Origin of the sequence: Campylobacter sp. P0103, from assembly GCF_002139545.1 — a bacterium.
GTDB lineage: Bacteria > Campylobacterota > Campylobacteria > Campylobacterales > Campylobacteraceae > Campylobacter > Campylobacter devanensis.
In genome coordinates this window covers 86890-108514 of the sequence record NZ_MJKG01000001.1, presented here as the reverse complement: position 1 = coordinate 108514, position 21625 = coordinate 86890, and the positions used below count along the sequence as shown (strand labels likewise).

The 21625-nt window shown below is 31.2% G+C and carries 20 protein-coding genes and 1 pseudogene; 1 reads left to right on the top strand and 20 read right to left on the bottom strand.

Going from position 1 to position 21625, the window contains the following annotated elements:
* Position 1: 1 nt before the first annotated feature.
* Entirely contained in the window at positions 2–1018 is a 1017-nt protein-coding gene (locus CIGNP103_RS00545; protein ID WP_086268398.1) for a bifunctional 3,4-dihydroxy-2-butanone 4-phosphate synthase/GTP cyclohydrolase II, read from the top strand.
* 27 nt (positions 1019–1045) lie between these two features.
* Here the strand turns inward: CIGNP103_RS00545 and CIGNP103_RS00540 are convergent, their stop codons facing one another.
* The 20 genes and pseudogenes from CIGNP103_RS00540 to pseA all read right to left on the bottom strand — a co-directional run.
* A complete protein-coding gene (locus tag CIGNP103_RS00540) occupies positions 1046–1978 on the bottom strand; it encodes a hypothetical protein (protein WP_086268397.1) in 933 nt (310 codons plus the stop codon).
* Between the two features lie 112 nt (positions 1979–2090).
* On the bottom strand, positions 2091–4016 hold the full coding sequence (locus CIGNP103_RS08245; RefSeq protein ID WP_086268396.1) for a hypothetical protein: 1926 nt from the start codon (positions 4014–4016) through the stop codon (positions 2091–2093).
* Between the two features lie 16 nt (positions 4017–4032).
* Positions 4033–4749, bottom strand: a complete 717-nt coding sequence (locus CIGNP103_RS00530; RefSeq protein WP_086268395.1) for a glycosyltransferase family 2 protein — start codon at positions 4747–4749, stop codon at positions 4033–4035.
* A gap of 4 nt (positions 4750–4753) precedes the next feature.
* On the bottom strand, positions 4754–6283 hold the full coding sequence (locus CIGNP103_RS00525) for a hypothetical protein (RefSeq protein ID WP_086268394.1): 1530 nt from the start codon (positions 6281–6283) through the stop codon (positions 4754–4756).
* Positions 6280–6684 carry an HAD-IIIC family phosphatase gene (locus CIGNP103_RS00520; protein ID WP_086238365.1) on the bottom strand — a complete coding sequence of 135 codons (405 nt, stop codon included), beginning with the start codon at positions 6682–6684 and terminating at the stop codon, positions 6280–6282. Before CIGNP103_RS00520 ends, CIGNP103_RS00525 begins: the two co-directional genes overlap by 4 nt.
* A gap of 79 nt (positions 6685–6763) precedes the next feature.
* Positions 6764–7291 carry a molybdopterin adenylyltransferase gene (mog, locus tag CIGNP103_RS00515; protein ID WP_086268393.1) on the bottom strand — a complete coding sequence of 176 codons (528 nt, stop codon included), beginning with the start codon at positions 7289–7291 and terminating at the stop codon, positions 6764–6766.
* The gene (locus CIGNP103_RS00510; RefSeq protein ID WP_086268392.1) at positions 7281–8954 is read right to left on the bottom strand and encodes an AAA family ATPase; all 1674 of its coding nucleotides are present in this window, start codon (positions 8952–8954) and stop codon (positions 7281–7283) included. The genes mog and CIGNP103_RS00510 overlap by 11 nt, the downstream gene beginning before the upstream one ends.
* Positions 8941–10185, bottom strand: a complete 1245-nt coding sequence (gene mtaB, locus CIGNP103_RS00505; RefSeq protein ID WP_086268391.1) for a tRNA (N(6)-L-threonylcarbamoyladenosine(37)-C(2))-methylthiotransferase MtaB — start codon at positions 10183–10185, stop codon at positions 8941–8943. Before mtaB ends, CIGNP103_RS00510 begins: the two co-directional genes overlap by 14 nt.
* Entirely contained in the window at positions 10182–11735 is a 1554-nt protein-coding gene (locus tag CIGNP103_RS00500; RefSeq protein WP_086268390.1) for a mechanosensitive ion channel family protein, read from the bottom strand. The genes mtaB and CIGNP103_RS00500 overlap by 4 nt, the downstream gene beginning before the upstream one ends.
* Complete coding sequence (gene aroB / locus CIGNP103_RS00495; protein WP_086235364.1) at positions 11732–12766, bottom strand: 3-dehydroquinate synthase; 1035 nt, start codon at positions 12764–12766, stop codon at positions 11732–11734. Before aroB ends, CIGNP103_RS00500 begins: the two co-directional genes overlap by 4 nt.
* A gap of 50 nt (positions 12767–12816) precedes the next feature.
* The gene (locus tag CIGNP103_RS00490) at positions 12817–14055 is read right to left on the bottom strand and encodes an RNA polymerase factor sigma-54 (protein ID WP_086268389.1); all 1239 of its coding nucleotides are present in this window, start codon (positions 14053–14055) and stop codon (positions 12817–12819) included.
* Entirely contained in the window at positions 14055–14783 is a 729-nt protein-coding gene (gene lptB / locus CIGNP103_RS00485; RefSeq protein WP_086224558.1) for an LPS export ABC transporter ATP-binding protein, read from the bottom strand. The genes CIGNP103_RS00490 and lptB overlap by 1 nt, the downstream gene beginning before the upstream one ends.
* On the bottom strand, positions 14776–15174 hold the full coding sequence (gene tsaE / locus CIGNP103_RS00480) for a tRNA (adenosine(37)-N6)-threonylcarbamoyltransferase complex ATPase subunit type 1 TsaE (protein ID WP_086232114.1): 399 nt from the start codon (positions 15172–15174) through the stop codon (positions 14776–14778). Before tsaE ends, lptB begins: the two co-directional genes overlap by 8 nt.
* On the bottom strand, positions 15158–15403 hold the full coding sequence (locus tag CIGNP103_RS00475) for an RNA-binding S4 domain-containing protein (RefSeq protein ID WP_086224676.1): 246 nt from the start codon (positions 15401–15403) through the stop codon (positions 15158–15160). Before CIGNP103_RS00475 ends, tsaE begins: the two co-directional genes overlap by 17 nt.
* A gap of 100 nt (positions 15404–15503) precedes the next feature.
* On the bottom strand, positions 15504–15800 hold the full coding sequence (locus CIGNP103_RS00470; RefSeq protein WP_086224560.1) for an HU family DNA-binding protein: 297 nt from the start codon (positions 15798–15800) through the stop codon (positions 15504–15506).
* 151 nt (positions 15801–15951) lie between these two features.
* The gene (locus tag CIGNP103_RS00465) at positions 15952–16968 is read right to left on the bottom strand and encodes a UDP-N-acetylglucosamine--N-acetylmuramyl-(pentapeptide) pyrophosphoryl-undecaprenol N-acetylglucosamine transferase (protein WP_086268388.1); all 1017 of its coding nucleotides are present in this window, start codon (positions 16966–16968) and stop codon (positions 15952–15954) included.
* Complete coding sequence (locus tag CIGNP103_RS00460) at positions 16965–18152, bottom strand: FtsW/RodA/SpoVE family cell cycle protein (protein WP_086235366.1); 1188 nt, start codon at positions 18150–18152, stop codon at positions 16965–16967. The genes CIGNP103_RS00465 and CIGNP103_RS00460 overlap by 4 nt, the downstream gene beginning before the upstream one ends.
* 9 nt (positions 18153–18161) lie before the next feature.
* The gene (locus CIGNP103_RS00455; RefSeq protein ID WP_086268387.1) at positions 18162–19223 is read right to left on the bottom strand and encodes a tyrosine-type recombinase/integrase; all 1062 of its coding nucleotides are present in this window, start codon (positions 19221–19223) and stop codon (positions 18162–18164) included.
* A 17-nt stretch (positions 19224–19240) separates the two neighbouring features.
* Positions 19241–20467 (bottom strand): argininosuccinate synthase, encoded by a 1227-nt coding sequence (locus tag CIGNP103_RS00450; RefSeq protein WP_086232118.1) that lies wholly within the window; start codon positions 20465–20467, stop codon positions 19241–19243.
* 141 nt (positions 20468–20608) lie between these two features.
* Positions 20609–21600, bottom strand: a pseudogene (gene pseA / locus CIGNP103_RS00445) (pseudaminic acid biosynthesis protein PseA); the annotation flags it as partial.
* Positions 21601–21625 lie beyond the last annotated feature (25 nt).

Sequence of the window (21625 nt, the reverse complement as noted above, 5' to 3'; positions counted from 1 at the left end):
AATGGCTTTTGAGAGAGTTTTGCAAGCTATAGATGATATAAAAAATGGCAAAATGATAGTCATGGTAGATGATGAAGATAGAGAAAATGAGGGTGATATAGTATTTGCTGCAGCATTTAGTGATGTGCAAAAAGTCAATTTTATGATCACTCACGCTAGAGGTGTTTTATGTACCCCACTTAGTAAAGAGTTAGCTGATAAATTTGATCTATATCCTATGGTTGGAGCAAATACTAGCTCTCATGAGACAGCATTTACTATTAGCATTGATGCTAAAAAGGCGACCACTGGAGTAAGCGCATATGAAAGAGATATGACAATTAAAATGTTAGTAGATAGTGCTACAAAGGCTGATGATTTTGTCCGTCCAGGTCATATATTTCCACTAATTGCTAAAAGTGGTGGCGTGTTAGAGCGAACTGGACATACTGAAGGCAGTATAGATCTATGTAGATTGGCTGGTCTTGCTCCAGTATCTGTAATCTGCGAGATAGTAAATGATGATGGTACGATGGCTAGACGCGATGATTTAGAAAAATTCTGCGATAAATTTAATCTAAATATGGTAAGCATAGCCGAGATTATAGAGTATCGCCTACATCATGAAAAATTAATTAGTGTTGATGAGCTAGGAGAGTCGCAAATAGCTGGTAAAAAAGCAATCAAGTATAGCATAATAGATCACCTTGGAAATAAACATTACGCCTTTATTTTTGGTCAAATAGCTTCTAAAACAAATGTAAAATTTCATAAGATAAAAGATGATATAGAACTTTTAAATTCATATAAATTTAATGAGTTTTTATCTCACATAGAACTACTAGATAGTGAAGGTGGAATACTGATATTTTTAGCCGGCAATGAAGATGATAGCGGACTTATTAAAAACTATGGTATAGGAGCGCAGATTTTAAAATACTTCGGTGCTAGCGATATTGAGATTTTAAGTTCGAGCGAATTTAAAGAGTTTGTAGCTATTAGTGGATTTGGGTTAAATATTCTTTGGCAAAAGGGGTAAATTACCCCCCCCCTTTTTTTTTACTTTTTAAATTCTATCAACATGAAAGGCCATAGGTATGTCATAACACAAATGACAATCTGTAGTTAAAAGTCTTCTATAACTAATCCAAAGTGGTGTGTAATCATATTTAAGATTGATATTTAAAATATCATTTGCGGTTAGCCCTTCAGAACCATTTGTAATACCCAACTCTGTAGTATAATCAATTAATTTTGAATCTTCTTTTACAATACGCCAAAATATAAATATTATATGTTCAAAAGAATGCCATGTAATCTTCTCATAAAAATTACCAACATATTTGAAAAAATCTACCAAATCACTACTCTTATAAGCTGGAATATCAAAAAACCAAGGATATAGAGTAAAATCTTTTGTATTATTTTTAATTACATCATTCTTCTGAAATTTTAATAAAGAAAAATTATCAATAAAAGATGCGCAATTTTGTAAAATATCCGAGAATACGCTTGGATTTGGTCTAAAACCTGCAAAATAAATATTTTTATTATAATTTTTTAATGCTTTTTTAAATATAAACTCTAGATTATTTAAAAAAATAATATCACAATCTACGCAAAGTATAAAATCGTAATAATCTTTTGCCCAATATAATCCTAAAAATTTTTTTAAATTTACAATGCATCGTTCTTGATTTTCATTATATCTTTTTAATAAATTATCATTACACATATTAATTTTAATATATTGTTGAATATTTAAAAATTTAATATTATGCATTATATTGTATTGATGTGATATTTTAGAAATACCTGATGTTTTAAATATAAACTCAATTGCCCTTGAAATTATAATCTCTTCATCTAAGTTGCTAACCAAAAGAACAATATCAAAATCTATCCCCCCCCCCATATTGCAATTTGACAAGGAATTTAAACATAAATTAAGCCAATTTAGTTTCTTTGTATGTATAGGTATCATCAACGCATTTTTCATCTTATCTCCTTAAAATATAAAAATATTCAAATCAATTTTAATCGATCTATGTAAATATCGTATTTCTCTCATTTGAATCACATGCAATAAAGCAATAATAACCAAATTTCGCCTATTTTATCATTTTTTCCATTTTAATCTTTTTAATATCAAAAAATAGCTTGATATATCCACCTTTATACCAGTTCTTATCAGCTTGTATCAGTGCTTCTCCGAGTTTATAAGTTAGGCACTCTTTTTCTTTTAAGGCTTCTTTGTAATCTGGATATGACTCAAGTGGTGGGAGTTTTAAGCTTGGATTAGCTTTAATTTTTTCATTATAGGCTATTTGTTCTTTTTTATGTTCTTTTCTAATATTTGCAAGGATAAAAGGCATTTTTATATATCCCCATATGCTTTTAGAGTTTGCTATCATAGCTTGGCCTAGTTTATAAGAGAGTTGGTTTTTAATGCGAAATTGGGCATTATTATTGCCTATATCATTTTGTTGCTCCATATATATATTATTTTGATCGATTAGATTTTTCATTTGATCAAAAAACGCAATACAAATTCTAATCTGTTCTTCATTTAACTTAGATTTTTTAATATCACTTTGTAATTCTTGATCAAAATTTGGCAAATAAGATATATGATATTTACTTTCTACTGGCGCTTGCAATCTCATTGAAACAGGACTTAAATTATTTAGCATTACCCAATTTGAAAGCATTCCATGAACCCATCCCATATTAGCTATATTTAGAAAATAACTAAAATTTTGTCTTTTATTAAAATCATAGATGCTAAAAAACTTTAACATTTCATCTCTACGACCATACATAAGCCGATCATCGACTTCAGTTTGCCCCATCCAATTAAGAGCTATTTCATTTGATTTAACTTTTAATAGCTCACTTGCGTGTAATAGCTTTGGAATAGAATCTGGTCTAATTCTAATAATATAATCGTATTTAAAATGATGTTTCTTTTCATAATTTCTAATTATTTGACAACACTTATCAAGCAAGTAAAATTGTTTGCATACATTTGTAAAATAAACATCAAAATGATTATCTAATTGATCTTTTGTGATGTTTTTAATCTTGTTTATATATCTATCTACAATATCTCTTTGAAAATCTTCGTCATTTTCCAATATAGAATCCTTAATAATGCTATTATATTTTAAAAATTGATTTTTATTTAAAGATTCATTATACTCTTGATTTAATACTGCAAAAACATTTGGGAAATGTTGACGAAGTTTGGCTTTATTATTTATAAAATCAGGACAATTGTTTTTTATGCTTGCGAAATTTCTATCTACATAATTACCTGCAGCTCCACCAAGCCCTGGATAGCAAAATACCTTATCCCATGAAGAAATAAATATATCTGCATTAATATATTCAGCCAAGTTCATGGCCGCTCTTAAACAATGTTTATAATGCCCCCTAAAAGCTCCAACTATCATGATGGCAACTTTGATATCTTTTGAACAATAACTATTATATATTTGACTGAATTTTTTATAATAAATTTGTGAGCCAATATTATTAACGAATCTCACTTTTAAAATATGGTTTATATTACTCCTTGCTCTTGCAAAATAATTCCATTCATTAAGACTTTCAAAATATTCAAACATCTCAACAAAAATAAATATAATAGAATTTCTACTATATTTATCAAAATTAATACGGATATTATCTAAAAATTTAATAGCTTCATCTATAGATAGTATTTTATTGTTGATTTTATAATTAATGATATAGAATTCTATAATTTCTTTAGGAATTTTAGAAAATATATTGTTATTAGTTATTGAACTTATCTTGCTTTTTATTAGATTTTTGAGTATATTATAATCTACCACCTCCATATTTTCTTTCTCGAATTGATGCTTTAAATTTGAATTATGCAAATATGAAACCAGCTCATTTAACAATCCACATTCAAACAACATATTTTGATAATAAACTGGATGTTTTTCTTGGCACAACTCTAATGCTGACCATATATCAAAATTATCAATTAAACTATAAATTTCTTTCATTGTAATCTTTCTGTTGTTAAACTAATCTCTCATACTCTTGTGGGGTGCCACAAAATATAATATCATCTATTTTTATTTTAAAATATTTAACAATTTTACCTTGAGCAATAAGTTCATTATATAAAGGTGCAATATAAAATTCCCCTTTATCTCTTTTATCGGTTTCAAATGATTTTTTAAATATATTCATAAAATCATTTGCTGAACCAAAATAATATAAACCACTACTGCAAAGAGAGGATATTCTATCTTTTTCGGTTGTTTTAGCCACATCATCTATACCTTTTGGCATTACAAAACTCCATTGATCTCCTTCACCTTCAAAAACTTCTAAATATCCATCAATTTTTGAAATATCAAAAGTATTTGGCAAAGTAAAATTTGGGCGAAAAGTATCTATATTAAATATCAAAATGCTATCGTTTAAGTTTAAATTTGATTTTTGGAGACCTAACTCCACAGTATGAGCTTGACCTTGGGTTTGAAATTCTAATTCAACCATATCGTAGAATCTCAAACCCATATTTTCACACTCTTTTTTGATAAAAGTTTTTGTATTTTTAATATTTCTATATATAAATAAAAATTGACAATTATCAAAATATTTATTAAAACTATTAACAGCATGGTAAAATACAGATTTTCCATTAATATCAAGCATATATTTAGGTAGCTCATAACCAGCTTTTGTAAAACGACTACTTAATCCAGCCATAGGAAATATTATAATCAAAACTTTAGCTCCTTAAATTTAAAAAATCTCTATACAATCTAAATGCATTTGCAAATAAAGCCATTTGTCTATTTTTATTATCAGAATGCAATGGAAGCATGGATAAAAATAGATGAATTGTAATCGCATAAAGTTCTTTTTTATTACTTTTACAAAATATATTTAAAAATTCATCTTGTATTGAACTAATTGAACTTGGAGCTTTGATGTAAAAATTAATTCTATTATCTATTATATCTAACTCATAATATTCAGCAATAATAAAATCATATAAACCTATACAAGAATGAAAAAGCTTGGCATAATCATATCTAGCATCACCAAAAGGAGTTATATTGCCATCAAAATCTATTCCTCTAGGATCAAATGTTTTAATATCTTCAGATTTAAAATCATACATAATATTGCTAAAACAAAAATCACCGTGAATAAAGGAATTAGCCAAATTTGGCTTAATTGCTAAATTTAGATCTTTTAACATTTGGTCTAGTGATATCTCAATATCTTTAAATTTCCATATTGTTTTCATATCAAAATCTTTGTCACAGATAAAATCTTGAAGCCTATATATAGTTTTTGTTAAAAAATCAAATTTACTTTCTTTATCTGATCGATAAAAATGCAATTGAACTAGAAAATTATTAAGAGTATTAAATATCTTTTTCCAAACAAAACTTGATAATTTGCCAAATACAAAAAGTTCTGAAAGCGTATTTAAATAAAGATATTCGGTTTTATATGAATTTATATCTAAAGCAATAAATCTAGGCAACTTTAAGTCCAATAGCGATGGGAAATTTGTAAACCAATTAATTTCTCCTTGTACTTTTAATTGCATATCTGAACTTTTAATAAAATATCCATTTTCTTTTTTTAGATCATTAAAAGCCCTTTGAGTTGTGATATTTTTTTTGAAATGAAAATAACTAGTCACTGACCCCAAATCTATCCAATTATGATTTTCTACTATTGTAAAAGGATATTGTTTTGAGTAAAGTTTTAGTCCTTGAGTATATGAAAAATTTGATTTTAAAATTGATTTAATAAAATCATATGGTTTAGCAATTTCAAAATATCCAGATAAGACTGTGTTATCATTATAGATAAAATTATTATTAAAATGATAACCTTTATTTAAAAATTCCCAATCATAATTATTCTCTATTTGACTTACAACTAAACAATTTTCATAAAATTCTAAATTATTAAAATATGTATCCCCATGTAAAATACGAATACTTTCATTGAGTGGCATTAACATATTTAAACAATATATTATAGACTCACCAAGACTTATATTGTCTGGCACAAAAATTATATCTACAGATAATTGTTTTAGTCTATCTTTGTCAGCTTGTTCTAACGCAAAACTTTGCGGTAAAGACAAAACTATTTTTTCATTTAAAGAATTAAATAATTTAACTTGATATTCGTATAATCTTTTATTGCCAATTGGTACAAATGCTGGAGAAAGTTTTCCTAATTCTATTTGAAATTCTATGGGAAGATATTTGGCAGATGTAATCAATATCATTGATTATACCCCCCCCCATTTACTTCTTTACTTGAGGAAATTCCTAATAAATCTCTTATCTCATTATAGCTTAAATTAGCAAATTCATTTGGTCTTATAGCTCTATCATCAATATAAAATCCATCATTTCCGCACCAAGGCTTACCAACTACAACTTCATCATACGGCACATCGTGTTGATCAAGCCATTTTATAATAGTTGGTAAGGTTTTCACATTGATCTGACCTATATTACCACTATATGTTTTCATATTACGACTTGTAAATATAGTGATTTTAAATCCCATTGCTCTATATTTTTTTAATTGATTAATAATCTCTACATTTGCTGGCTTACATTTATAATCAGATTCATCATCTATAGTAAGCGTTCCATCTAAATCTATTACTATATTCTTCATTATGACCCTAACATTGTAATTTATTATAAAATTCTATACACGATTGTATAATAAATTACCTTAAACTATTTAATATAACCTATTTCTTCTTTGGTCTAAATACTTTCATAATATTCTCATCGCACTCAATATAAGCCGCACCAATTAGGTCTAGACAATATGGAATTGCTGGGAAAATAGGTTCCAAACACTCTTTAATCGCTTTTGGCTGACCTGGTAGATTAATTATTAAGCTCTGGTCTTTAATGCCGGCTGTTTGGCGAGATAAAATAGCTGTAGGAACATACTTTAAACTACTACTTCGCATCAATTCACCAAATCCTGGTAGCATTTTCTCACATACAGCCTCAGTTGCTTCAGGTGTTACATCTCTAGGTGCTGGCCCTGTCCCGCCAGTAGTAAATACTATATCACAACCTTGCTCACACATTTGTTTTAGACTATTTACTATTAACTCATAATCATCAGGTATAACCCTATAAATAAATTCTAAATCGCTTATTACCCACTCTTTTAGTATATTTTGAATCGCCACACCGCTCTCATCTGCATAGACTCCAGCACTTGCTCTATCGCTTAGTGTTAATACTCCTATTTTAGCCATTATTTATCCTTTGTATTATCATTATTACATCAGCTCTACTTGCTAATTCATTCTCTAGTAAAAATTTAGCCAAGGCATCTATCTCAGATCTCATCTTATCTATTAGCTCATTTACTTCGCTGCGAATTCGTTCTAAAAGCTCTCTAGTCTCATCATCACTAGGCATAATCCTATCCCCCATTCCATACTCCATTACTAGTTCCCTAGCGATATTTTTAGCTATTTTTATATCATTTTTGGAATTAGTATATAGTTCACCAGTGATTAAATTCATCGCACAAATACCAGCTAAATGAACTTTAATAAGCCCCAAAAGATCACTTTTTGAGCTTAAAAATGTATCGCTAGCACCAAATTTATCATTTAAAAGTGAAATTTGATTAAAATTAATACCGCAAAACTCAGCCATTAGCGCCTTAGCTGATTGATAAATAGCTTGGATTTTCTTTTCGTTTTGACTTAGACTATGAAGATGTTTTTTACCATCAATTACCCTATTTTCCACTGCCTTGAAGTCATCATTATTTATAATCTCTCTGCCATTTCTTAATGCATTTATGGCTGCTTCATTTACTAGTGTTGCAAGTGCTGCTCCGCTAAATCCAGTTGTACTTCTAGCTACAAAACCAATATCTACTGAGTGTCTTTTGCCTTGCAAATATATACTAAGTATATCATTTCTATCGCTAATATCAGGCATTCCTACAAATATACGCCTATCAAATCTTCCACTACGCAATAAAGCTTCGTCCATCATCTCAATCTTATTAGTTGCTGCTATTACAACTACACCGCTACTGCTTAAAAACCCATCCATTTCAGTTAAGAGCTGATTTAGTGTAGCCTCTCTCTCATCGCTTCTATTGCCGCCACGAGCTTTGCCTACTGCATCAATCTCATCAATAAAGATTATACTTGGTGCATATGTTTTAGCCATACTAAAAAGCTCTCTGACACGCTTTGCCCCCATACCAGCATAAATTTGGACAAAATTTGCTCCACTTTGGTAAAAAAATGGCACATTTGCCTCTCCGGCTACTGCTTTGGCTATTAGTGTTTTGCCAACACCTGGAGGGCCTACCATTAGCACGCCTTTTGGCATTTTAATGCCTAAATTTGAATATTTAGTTGGATTTTTTAAAAAATCTACTATCTCAATTAGCTCACTTTTTACATCTTTAATCCCTGCAACATCGTTAAATGAGATATCTGAGACTACTGGAGTTATCTGATTAGATACACCCTCAAGTAGATTGGCTGACTCACTTTTTTCTTGTGGTTTTTTTGCCACCTTAATAAATGGTGTAAATTTAATAACCACAAATACCACTACAGCTAAAAGCATTAAAATCAAAATTACCCAAATCAAGCCACCATCGCCACTACTCTCTACTGCGACCCTTTGACCTAACTCGCTTAAGCTTATCATCTCTTTTGGAATTATATAACTTCTATTTAATGCTTTAATTATCACACTATCGCCATCTATTATAGCATTTTGAATAGCTCCGGCTTGCAAAAAATTATCATACTCTAATAGGGTAATTTTACTAGGCATCGAGCGAAAAATAGCAATTACAAATAGCAATACTAAAACAATACTAGCTGCGATTATGGCTGATTTTTTATTAAATTTAGGTAGCTTTATTTGGCTAAATTTGAGCATAATTAGATTCCTGCATAATTTCATAATCTGTTATATGTATCCACTCTTTTGCTATATTTTTAGAACTTTTAATTTTGATTTTATTATAATATTGATCCCAACCCTCATAGATATCTCCATTTGATTGCTTCTCTACTAACACATCTAGCGGTCTATCGGCATTGTTTTGTCTAAATTTTAGATTATTTTGTGCTACGATATTTTGAAGCGTTTTTAGCCGCTCTTTAGCAATTTGAGAATCAACATCCATAGGCATTGTGGCTGATTTGGTGCCATTTCGTGGGCTAAAGATAAAGGCATGAATATGCGTTAATGGAAATTTATTAAAATTCTCTATAGCTTCATTCCATATTTGCGGCGTTTCACCTGGATGCCCTACGATAAAATCAGTCCCAAGCGCAAACCCCATTGAGCTTAGCTCACAAAATAGATCTAAATCTCTTAAGGCTCTATTTCTTCTATTCATTATAGTAAGCATCTGTTGACTGGTATGCTGAAGTGCTATATGCAGATGTCTCTCTAACCATGGCTCGTGTAAAATTTCCCTAAAACTCTCATCAATCTGACTTGGTTCAATACTTCCAAGACGAATTCGCTTAATTCCATTAATTTTACCCAAATGCGCTACTAATCTGCCAAGACTAGTTCCAACACCTTTGCCGTAGCTACCGATATTTGTACCAGTTAATACTATCTCGCTATAGCCATTACTTGCTAAAATTTTAGCCTCTTTTAATATTATATCCTCATCTATACTTCTACTAAATCCCCTAACACTTGGAATAATACAGTAGCTACAGGCAAAATCGCATCCTTCTTGAATTTTAATAAAAGCTTTGGTGTGATTTTCATAGTTACTTACTATATTTTTATCGATAAAATTTAGATCTCCTAGCTCATAAAACGGCTCACTCTTGCCTAGCATTTCATCGATTTTACTCTTATTGCTAGCACCAAGAACTCCAAAAATAGCTGAACTTTTAAATAATTCATCACCTTTGCTAACTGCTCCACAACCAGTTAAGATTACTTTTTTGCCGCTATTGCGCATACTATTTATATAGTTTCTTACTCCGCTATCTGCACCATTTGTTACTGTGCAAGAATTTACCACAATAATATCAGCTATACTCTCATCATTAGTTATGTCATAGTTTTTAACATAACTTTTTAAAAGCTCAGTATCATAGATATTTGTCCTACATCCAAATGTTTTAAAATATACTTTCAATCTAAATTTTCCTTATCTAATTCTAATTGTTGCTCGATTTTACCAGTATGTCTTCCCATAAATAGCGTCTGAGTCGGATAAGCGATTTTGATATCATTTTCAGCATTTAAAGCCTCTATAATCTCAGCACTAATAGTACTACGAAGAGCTAATGTACCATAAGAATTATTCATATACCAAACACTAATATTAATCCCATAAGGCTCAAAAAAACTAAATATCCTAGGTTCAACATTTGTATTTTTGATATTATACTGATCTCGTAATTTATTCATCTGCTGCTTAGCTATATCAGTATAGCCTTTTGAATACTTTCTTGCAATATTTTTAATAATATGCATCGCTTTTTTGTGGTTGCTATCATAACTTAACATTATATCAATCCCATCCCATACGGTTTTCATACCGCTATGAGTATAATTAGCTATTAACTCTGTAAATATATAGTTATTTGGTATAAATATAATCCTGCCGCTTCTGCGATTTACTTTATATGTCGTTAGTGTAATGTCTTCATAAATTGTCATTCTAAGTAAGCTAATATCTATAATATCACCTACATAATCTCCATTTTGATATCTTACACGAATTCTATCGCCCACATGAAATGTCCCACCAAATATAATCACACTCCACCCAAGTAAACTCATAAACATATCTTTCATAGCAATTGCTAAACCAGCAGAGGCAAAACCAAGAATCGTAACCATATAACTAACATTTTCTATATATGCAAAAAGTAAAATAAAAATAATAATAGTAAAGTTTATAACATTTATAAATTTATTTATAGTGTAGAATTTTTGATTATCAATTACATATTTTTTGGCTGTAAATTTAAGTAAAAATCCAATCAAAACCACAATAATAATAGTAAAAAATATAGTTAATGTCTCTTTGATCTGTGAAGTTAGGCTATCAGTAGCACGGCTAATTGTCTCATCTAATCTAGTCTGATATACTCCAAATGTAGTTGTGGCAATCTCTTTGGCGATATTAAATTCATTTAAAGTTCTATTAATCTCAACTAAATTTGCGTAATTTGCTGCTGTTTTATTTAAATCATATAGCTCTTGAAGCAAATTTTGCTTCTTGCTAAGAATATCTACAGCTACTTCAAGCTGAGCTAAGCGACTATAATACTCACTTTTTTGTCCTTTTAATCTCTTAAGATACGAAAATCCACCGATTATAGCAATCGGATTTGTGATCTTATACTCCTCTTCTACATCTGGTACAGCTAGCATACTTTGAAATGGAGATTTTTCATACTCTTTTAATAACTCAATCTGCTCTTTTAAGCTTGAAACTCTGCTATTTAATTCATCTTTATTTTGTTCAAATTTACCATTTTTTAATTGATTTTGAGCCTGTTCTAACTCCAAAAGAAGATTTTGATATGTGTTGTAATTGGCATATTTTATCAGCCAGATATTGCCTTTTAGAGTTGCGTCTAATCTATTTATATTCTCATTTAGTATCGAAATTTGACTCTCCTCAGCCATTAAAGCAAGAGCCAAAAATAGCAAAATTTTTATAATTTTACTCATTTAAATAGCCCTAAAACTTCTAATACTCGCTCTTTAGAAATATCACTTTTTATAAGATTTTTGCCAATTCCATTAGGTAGGATGAATTTAATCACGCTATTTTCACTTTTTTTATCTAGACTAAATGCGTTATAAAATGCATTTTCATCTTTGATTTTATACTTTGTTGGTAGATCAAATTTGATTAATAAATTCTCTATCCTATCAAATTCCTTAACACTCAAAAGCCCTAAATTTAGAGCTAATCTATTTGCCATATTCATCCCTATAGCCACCGCTTCGCCATGTAAAAGCCCCTTGTAATTTAGCTCGTTTTCTATCACATGAGCAAAGGTATGTCCGTAGTTTAACACTGCTCTAAGCCCCTTTTCACGCTCATCTTGGCTAACTACCATAGCTTTTAACTCAACACATCGTTTGATAATTTTGGTTAAATCATCTTGATTATTTATATCACAACTCTCAAAAAATTCAAAAAACTCTCTATCAAACATAATAGCCATCTTAATCGCCTCAGCGATCCCAGCGGCAAATTCACGCTTAGGCAAACTCTTTAAAAATCTACTCTCACAATAGACCGCCTTAGGTTGATAAAAACTACCGATTAGATTTTTACCAAATTTATTATTTACCCCAGTTTTGCCACCCACACTAGCATCAACTTGAGCCAAAAGAGTAGTAGGGATAGTAATAAAGTCAATCCCACGCTCATAAATACTAGCCGTAAATCCGCTCATATCGCTAATTACCCCACCACCAAGAGCAATTATAGTGCTAGAGCGATCCAATCTACTTACAAAAAGCTGCTCTAAAATATCTTCGATTGTAGCTAAATTTTTATACTCTTCTCCATCTGCTATAGTGATTACATACTTTTCATCAGCTTCAACTATTGATAAGATATCATTTAGGTATAATCCACCGACTTTGGAATTTGTGATGATTGCGACTTTGCCTTTAAATTTGAGTTTATTAAGCTCATCTATATATACTTTGTAGCTATTTTTGTCTAAATTTATATCAATTTGCATATTTTATCCTTTTTTTGATTTTATCCAACTCACCTTTAATTACTCTTTAATTATCCTTGAATTGCGTATAATTTTTTGCGTTCGCTTGAGCTAGCGATATTTAGCATTTTGCGATATTTGGTTATTGTTCTTCTAACTAGCTTGATATTAAATTCATCTTCAATCTTAGCCAAAATCGCCTCATCACTAAGTGGCTTAGCCCTATTTTCATTTTTAATTAAATTTAATAAAAATTCCTTAATAGCAGCATTTGAAACCTCTTGAGACGCTGCAGCTGCAAAGAAGTTTTTAAGCGGGACGATTCCACGCTTTGAGCTTAGATATTTATTTTGGATAGCACGGCTAATTGTAGATGGATTTCTACCTAAATCCTCAGCAATATCTTTTAATTTCATCGGCTTTATATCCCCACCAAAAAAGTAGTCATATTGATACTCTATTATCATTAAGCCAATCTTGTGAAGTGTGGATTTACGCATCTCTAAAGCATCAATTAGATCTTTTGCCTCTTTTATTTTACTTGAGACGAATTCACTTTTTTCATCTATACCTTCAATATCTATATGAATATTTGGATAAAATTCATCATTTATAGCTACTTCAATCCCTCCATCACTATCATAGACAAATATATCAGGTATTACCAACATCTCATTATCCATATACTCAATAGCTGGAGGGTTTTTAAATTTTTTGATTATATTCATAGCGATATCATAGTTTTTGCGTTTTGTGAATTTACTAATATTTTCAAAATTTTCAATAATCTCAACACAAAGTTTATATATCTCATCATCATCGCAAAGATCATTAAGCTGAAATATAAAGCTCTCTTTATAATCCACAGCTCCGACACCCACAGGCTCTAAATAGGCAAATCTAGCACGAACTCGCTCAACTTCATCTTTACTAAATCCTATAAAAATTCCATCATCCCACTCAAAATAACCCTCACTATTAATACACTCTATAATCAAATTTGCAATCTCTTTGGATTTTTTAGATGGAAATAATTTATCATCAATTTGCGAACTTAGCTTTTCATACAAGCTTTCTTTATAAATGATACTAGATTCTATAGTATCGCTAATACTTGTTTTATAGATATCGCTGTAGAAATTTAACGATCTACTTTTTGGATTTGGCTCAAGCTGTACAAATGGATTTTTCTCGATAAATGGTTCTAAAGTCTCCTTTAACTCATCACTAGCAACCTGTAAAATTGGCAACCAGCTACGTAGAGTCTGATTTAATTTAGCTTTAGTAGTGAGCTTTTGAGAGAGTTTCATTAGTCTAATAATCTAAACTCTTCACCCAGATAATGGGTTCTAACAAGCTGATTATTTGCCACCTCGTTTGCGCTTCCGCTAGCTAGTAGCGTTCCACTTTTTATTACATAAGCCCTATCGCAGATTGCTAAAGTTTCACGCACATTATGATCAGTGATTAAGATTCCAATATTTAGCTTTTTTAAATCATTTATAATACTTTGGATATCAGCTACTGCAATTGGATCAACCCCAGCAAAAGGCTCATCAAGTAGTAAAAATTTAGGCATAATCATCAAACTTCTAGCAATTTCACATCTTCGCCTCTCACCGCCACTTAGACTAAGCCCTTTTCTAGAACGAATCGGCTCTATATTTAGCAAATTTAGCATCTCTTCAACCTTTGCATCGATGCTTTTGCTATCTTTATATACTATTTGTGCTGCTAAAGTTAGATTTTCTTCAACTGTTAAATCCTTAAAAATACTACTTTCTTGAGGTAAATAGCCAATACCTTGCATAGCTCTTTTATGTAATGGATTAGACGTTATATCTTTACCATCTAGCATAATCTGTCCACTACTAGGCAAGATTAATCCGCAAATCATATAAAATGTCGTAGTTTTACCAGCACCATTTGGCCCTAAAAGTCCTACGACTTCACCGCTTTTAATCTCTAACGAAACACCGTTTATAATATTTGTTTTTTTAATATTTTTCTTTAAATTTAAGACTTCTAATCTATGCATATCTTACCTCATAAACTCTCTCATTGCCACTAACTATAATATCCACAATACAGATGTCTAACCCATTTTTGTTAGCAAATTTAAGCAGCTCATCATCGGCCCATTCAACAATATGTAAACCATCTTCATATAAATTTTCATACAGACCATTTCTTTTAATAGCCTCAAATCCGCCCTGATAAATATCATAATGGTAAATTTGACCATAATCTTGCATTATACTAAAAGTTGGAGAGGTTACAATAGCTGGATTATTCTTATTTATGATAGCTTTACTAAGTGTTGTTTTGCCACTGGCTAGATTACCTCTAAGGGCAATAATTCCACTATTTGGTAACTCATTTATAAGAGCATCTAGCTCATTTAAGCCTAACTTAAATCTCTTTAACATAGCTATTTTGATCGCTTTTTGGAATTGATTTAGTTGCTGGAATAGCTACAACCTCATAGCTCACCTCTTTAGCAATAAATTTAATCGTAATCTTATCGCCAATTTTAACATCTTTGCTAGGTTTTGCTACAATACCATTAATACTCACAACGCCACTTTTACACATATCTTCGCTAATGGCTCTACGCTTAGTAATATTAACTGTATTTAAAAATTTATCTACTCTCATAAGAGTTATTTTAGCTAAATTTGGCTGAATTTTGATTTTAATTTATAAATTTTACGATGGAATATAACATAAAGCCCTCTTCAAGTGAAGAGGGAGAAGATTATTTTTTCTTACAAGTTTTGCAGCTAGCAACTGCATCTTTTAAATTTTTACCAACTTTAAATTTAACAACTTTTTTAGCTGGAACTTTAACTTCTTTACCAGTACTTGGAACTTTAGCCGTTCTAGCAGCTCTTTCTGATATACTAAAAGTACCAAAACCAACAAAAGTTACGCTATCACCTTTTGTTAGCACTTCGCTGATTGTCTCAAGCACACCATCAAGTGCAGCTTCTGCATCTTTTTTAGTTAAGCTGGCTTTAGCAGCTACTAGGCCTACAAATTCTGCTTTTGTCATTGTTAATCCTTATGTGGAAATTTACATTCTAATTCTACACTATTTTACCGCTAAATTCAAGGGTTTAGACCATTTTTACATAAAAATTAAGCCATTTTACACAATTTTTTGATATAAATTTAAAACTTCTAAATAAATAGCCATAAAATCACTATTTTTTACAATTTTTCAAAATCTCATTAATGATAATTTTTGAGCCATTTTTATCTATTAAATTTAATAGTTTTTGAGAAATTTCTTTTAAATTTGCACTATAAATCATCTCTTTTACACTATCTAAATTTAACTCATCTTGACTTACAATCATTCCAGCACCTTGATCGCACAAAAATTTTGCATTATAAAATTGATGATTATTAGCCGCATAAGGAAATGGAATAAAAATCGTAGGTAACCCAGCCGCACAAAGCTCCCAAATAGTACTAGCTCCAGCCCTGCTAATACAAAAATCAGCTCTATTCATATAATGTTCAATATCTTTACTAAAAGCAAAAACTTCAGCTTTTATATTTAGTTCTTGATATTTACGTATCATTGCATCATACTCTTTTTGGCCGCATTGATGAATAATTTTTATACCATTTTGAGCTAAATTTGGAGCTAAATTTAATGCTAAAGTATTAATAAAATTAGCTCCTTGTGAACCACCTAAAAATAAAATTACTTTAAAATCTTGCCTAATTCTAGCAATTTTAAAAAATCTATCATCCACTGGATAATCAAATTTTGGCTTAAAATATGAGCTAAAAAATCCTTTAGCAAACGGTTTTAACAATAAATTTAATCTACCAATTATTGCATTTTGCTCGTGAATATATAGCCTTTTATTATATATAATCGCTCCAATAGCCGCAGGTGCTGCACTATATCCGCCTACACTAATTATCATTTTAATACCATGAGTATCAAAAATATGCTTACATTTAAATGCTAAATTTAAAATATTAACTAAAGATAATACCTTGCCAAATCCACGTTTATTTACTACACCACTACTATCTAAAAAATAGCAAGCTTCAAATATATCTGAATCTTCAAACCACATTCTATCTTGCCCACTACTTGAACCAATAAAAATAGCTTTAAGGCCACGCAAATTTAGCTCACGTCCAAGCGCTCTAGCAATAGCCAAATGCCCGCCAGTTCCACCACCGGTTATAGCAATCATGATAAATCTGCCTTTTTACTAATCATAAGCACCATTCCAATTCCTACACAAAGTGCTAAAATAGAGCTACCACCATAACTTAAAAACGGAACAGCAATCCCTTTAATTGGCGTAATTGATGTAATACCATATGAATTAATCAAAAATGCCATAGTAATAATCGTACCAACACCTAGCCCAAATAGATGATATACTCTATTTTTGTTTCTTGAAGAGATCTTAAGTATTCTAAAAATTACATAAATCATCATCAAAGTAATACAAAAAATACCAATAAATCCAAGTTCTTCAGCAATCCCAGCAAGCACAAAATCTGTGTGAACCTCACTTAAAAATCCAAGCTTAAAAGTCCCATTACCAAGCCCCACACCAAAAAACCCACCATGATAAATTGCATTTAGTGAGTGGCCTATTTGATATGGCTCTTCTGCTCCGCTAACTCTTAAAATATCAGCCATACTAGCAGGTAAAAATGACAATACAAAATCTTGATTTGTTACCCACCAAGACTGAAATCTCCTAATCCTATGCTCTTGGGTTATAATAGCAAAAAACACTAAAATCACCCCAGCTAAACCAAACAAACCAAAAAATCTCTTACTAGTCCCAGCAAATGTCGCCAAAACTATCAAAGTTAGTGCCAAAACCACCACTTGACCTAGATCTTTTTGTAAAATTGCGATCAAAAAAACAGCAATAGCAAATAAAATAAAATATGGAAAAAGTAAGACAAACTCATCTTTTAAACGCTTTTTATTGTGATCTAGTTTACGTGTAAAACTCCATGCTAAAAAAAACACAAAACCGATTTTAAAAAATTCAACCGGAGAGAGAGAAATTGGACCAAGCCGTATCCAACGCTTTGCCCCACCAGTAACTGGTACAAGCGATGTGGGTAAAAATTGCATCACAATCATTGCTAAAAATGAACCAAAAAATAGCGTAAAACCAATTACTTCAAATGTTGTAAGCGAACCAATACAACGCTTATCTGGGTCTATTTGTGAGAGCTTCCACATAATAAAAATCCCCACAAATCCAACCACGAACTGCCTAAGGAAAAAGTGATAACTAGAATAATCGTAATAAAGCACAGTAAAAGCTGGCAATGAGAGCGAAAATATCATTCCAATAGCAATTAGCACAATACAAGCATAAAATAGCCTAGAATCTACCTCATACATTTAGCTCTCCTAATCATTTAACTCTTCAGCCACTTTGGCGGCTAATTTGAGCTTATCACTATCAAAATGTGTGTAAATTCTAGATGTGTCTAGACTAGCGTGACCTAGCGCTTCTTGGACTAAGACTAGATCTTTTTGCTTTTTATATAGCATTGTGGCAAATGTGTGCCTAAGCATGTGAGCGCCATTTTTGCCCTTTCTAATGCCAGCTTGAAACAAAATTTGCTCCACTATTCTACTCACATAAGCTTGGGTTAATTTCCCACCATTGCGATTGACAAATATATATCCATCTTGATTTATATAGTTGATAGCTATAGAGTCCAAAAGCGTATCTATCAGATGCTTTTTGACCATCACAACTCTATATTTATTACCCTTACCTCGTATCCTAATAATATACAAATCACCCTCTTGGCTAATATCTTTTCGTTTTAAATTTATAGCTTCGCTCACACGCATTCCAGTAAAAATAATAATCTTTATAATTAGCCTATTTCTATGCGTGTTACTCTTAAATTCAGCCGTATCAATAGCCGCTATAAATCTCTTTACTTCATCTTCACCCATAAATTCAGGTAGCTTAGCACCACGCCTTCCGCTAATTCCACCCCAATTTTTAAGCTCAATATCAAATATATGAGATTTGCCATTTTCTTCATTTTGTTTGCTTAAATAGCCAAAGAAATTTATAGCTGCTATTCTATAGTTTTTCTTGCTTGCATCGCTTAGTGAGCCAGTGCAACTAGCTAACACCTCACTGATTAAATCCTCATCAATCTGTGTAATGCTTTCTAATTCATAATAACATAGCGTTTCGTAAATTTTTTTCAGTGGGTTAAAATATGTATTTATCCCTGTTAATCCTGCATTTCTAGCAGCCTTTGCTAAAATATCAAGCTCATCAATATTATCTATATTCTTTGATAGAGCTAAATTGATACTAGCTAGGGCTTTAGGATCTTTTAATTCTTTATTTGATAAAGAATTTAACTTATACTTTACAAACCTACCAAGCCAAAATAGCATAGAGTTTTTGAAATTATCTTTACAATCTAACTTATACTTCATAGCTTGGTTAAATTCTATTAATCAATTTTTCTACCATTTTTACCAGCGATGATAAAACGAAGAGCATTTAGTTTGATAAATCCATTTGCATCTTTTTGGTCATATACACTATCTTCTTCAAAGGTACAATAAGCCTCGTTAAATAGATTATCGCTCTTACTATCTCTACCGATTATTATAACATTGCCTTTATATAATTCTACTCTTACTACGCCATTTACATGCTTTTGACTCTCATCGATAGCAGCTTGAAGCATCTTTCTTTCTGGAGAAAACCAATATCCATTGTAGATTAATTTAGCATATCTTGGCATTAATTCATCTTTTAAATGCGCTGCCTCTCTATCTAAGGTTATACTCTCAATTGCCCTATGAGCTTTTAGCATTATAGTCCCGCCTGGGGTTTCATAGCAGCCACGGCTTTTCATCCCTACATAGCGATTTTCGACTATATCAAGTCTGCCAATACCATGCTTAGCACCAAGTCTATTTAGCTCTTGAAGCATTTGGCTAGGATTTAACTCTTTGCCATTTAGTGCTACTGGATCGCCATTTTTGTATGTAATTTCTATAATTTCGCTCTCATTTGGAGCATCTTTTGGGCTTGTAGTCCAACGCCACATATCATCTTCAGGTGCGTTATTTGGATTTTCTAAAATCAACCCTTCATAAGATATATGAAGCAAATTCGCATCCATTGAGTATGGAGATTTACCCTTTTTCTTGCTAATATCTATACCATGTTTTGCAGCGTAAGCTAGAAGTTTTTCACGACTATCTAGATCCCACTCTCTCCAAGGGGCAATAACTTTGATATTTGGATTTAGAGCATAAGCTCCAATCTCAAATCTAACTTGATCATTTCCCTTACCTGTAGCACCATGGCTGATACAATCAGCCCCAGTCTTTGCTGCTATCTCTACAAGTCTTTTAGCTATTAATGGTCTAGCAATCGATGTGCCTAAAAGATACTCACCTTCATATATAGCATTTGCCCTAAACATAGGAAATACAAAGTCACGCACAAACTCTTCTTTAAGATCTTCAATAAATATATTTTCAGGTTTTATACCAAGGCTAATCGCTTTTGCTCTTGCTGGTTCTACCTCTTCTCCTTGACCGATATCAGCTGTAAATGTAACAACTTCGCATTTATACTCATCTTGTAGCCATTTTAAAATTATACTAGTATCAAGTCCGCCACTATAGGCCAAAACTACCTTTTTGACATCTTTTGCTTTCATCTTTGCTCCCTTAAATAAAATGGGGTATTGTAGCTAAAATATGCTTAAAATTTGATATTTTATATGATTTGGTTATTTTGAATTTAAGTTATTATGAAGCTTGGTTAAATTTGGAGCTAGAGTTGCTCCAAATTTATAAAATTATTTGAGTATTGTATTCTCTTTGCGGATTAATGAGCCATCTATATCACGCAAAAATTTACCATTTTCATCACATTTAAATATATCTTTATTGGTAAATGAATCTACAATTTCCCAAAACTCATCATCGCTAAATCCGCTATACTCAAGATATTTTTTAATAGCCTTTTTAGGTGGTTTGCCATCATATTTATTTACTAATCTTACGCCCTCTTCTCTATCTATATAACCCAATCTAATATCAATGCACGCATTATCAGTAGCTCTACCAAAGCCGTATTTGCAATATTTTAAATAGTCATGTAGATGATTAGAATAGCAATCCAAATTCTCAAAATTTTCATATGTAGTCTCTACTGGGCGATCAGAACAGCTAAAGCCATGCTCTTTGGCAATTCTTAAATTCTCTTTATAATTCCATTTTACATAATATCCTAAGAATACACCAGTTACATTTACCCTTTTTAACTCGTCATCACTTGGATAAGTGTAAAAATATAGATCTTTTTGCGTAAGGCCATCTACACCTATCATATCTTCTATACTACTTCCTAAAAGCCGCCAAATCTATCTAGCCAAGCCTTATCTAAGATATTATTATCCTTTGATGAAGCTGGGCCACCATACTCTAATTGCGGACTTTCGCCCCAGATTATTAATGGAATTCCAAAACTCACAGCAATGCGTGGCACACAAGAGAATATCCCAAGATGGTTTTGCCACTCATTATCTCCAGTTTTTTTAAAAGCTGCTTTGGCCAGTTTTTTATAGACATTTGGATCTCTTTTTATATGGATGATATCTACACCTATGCTATTTAAATTCTTTAAATTTTTGCGACCTACTTTTGTTGGAATAGTCGGCTCAAAGCATACACAAAGTGGTTTAAGACCCAAATTTAACATTGTTAAAACTTGAAAAGTAGAATCCTTGCCACCACTTACGCCAATCACACAATCATAAATTGGGTGCTTTTTATGTTTTTTGACAATCTATAATAATTCAGCTTTTCTACTT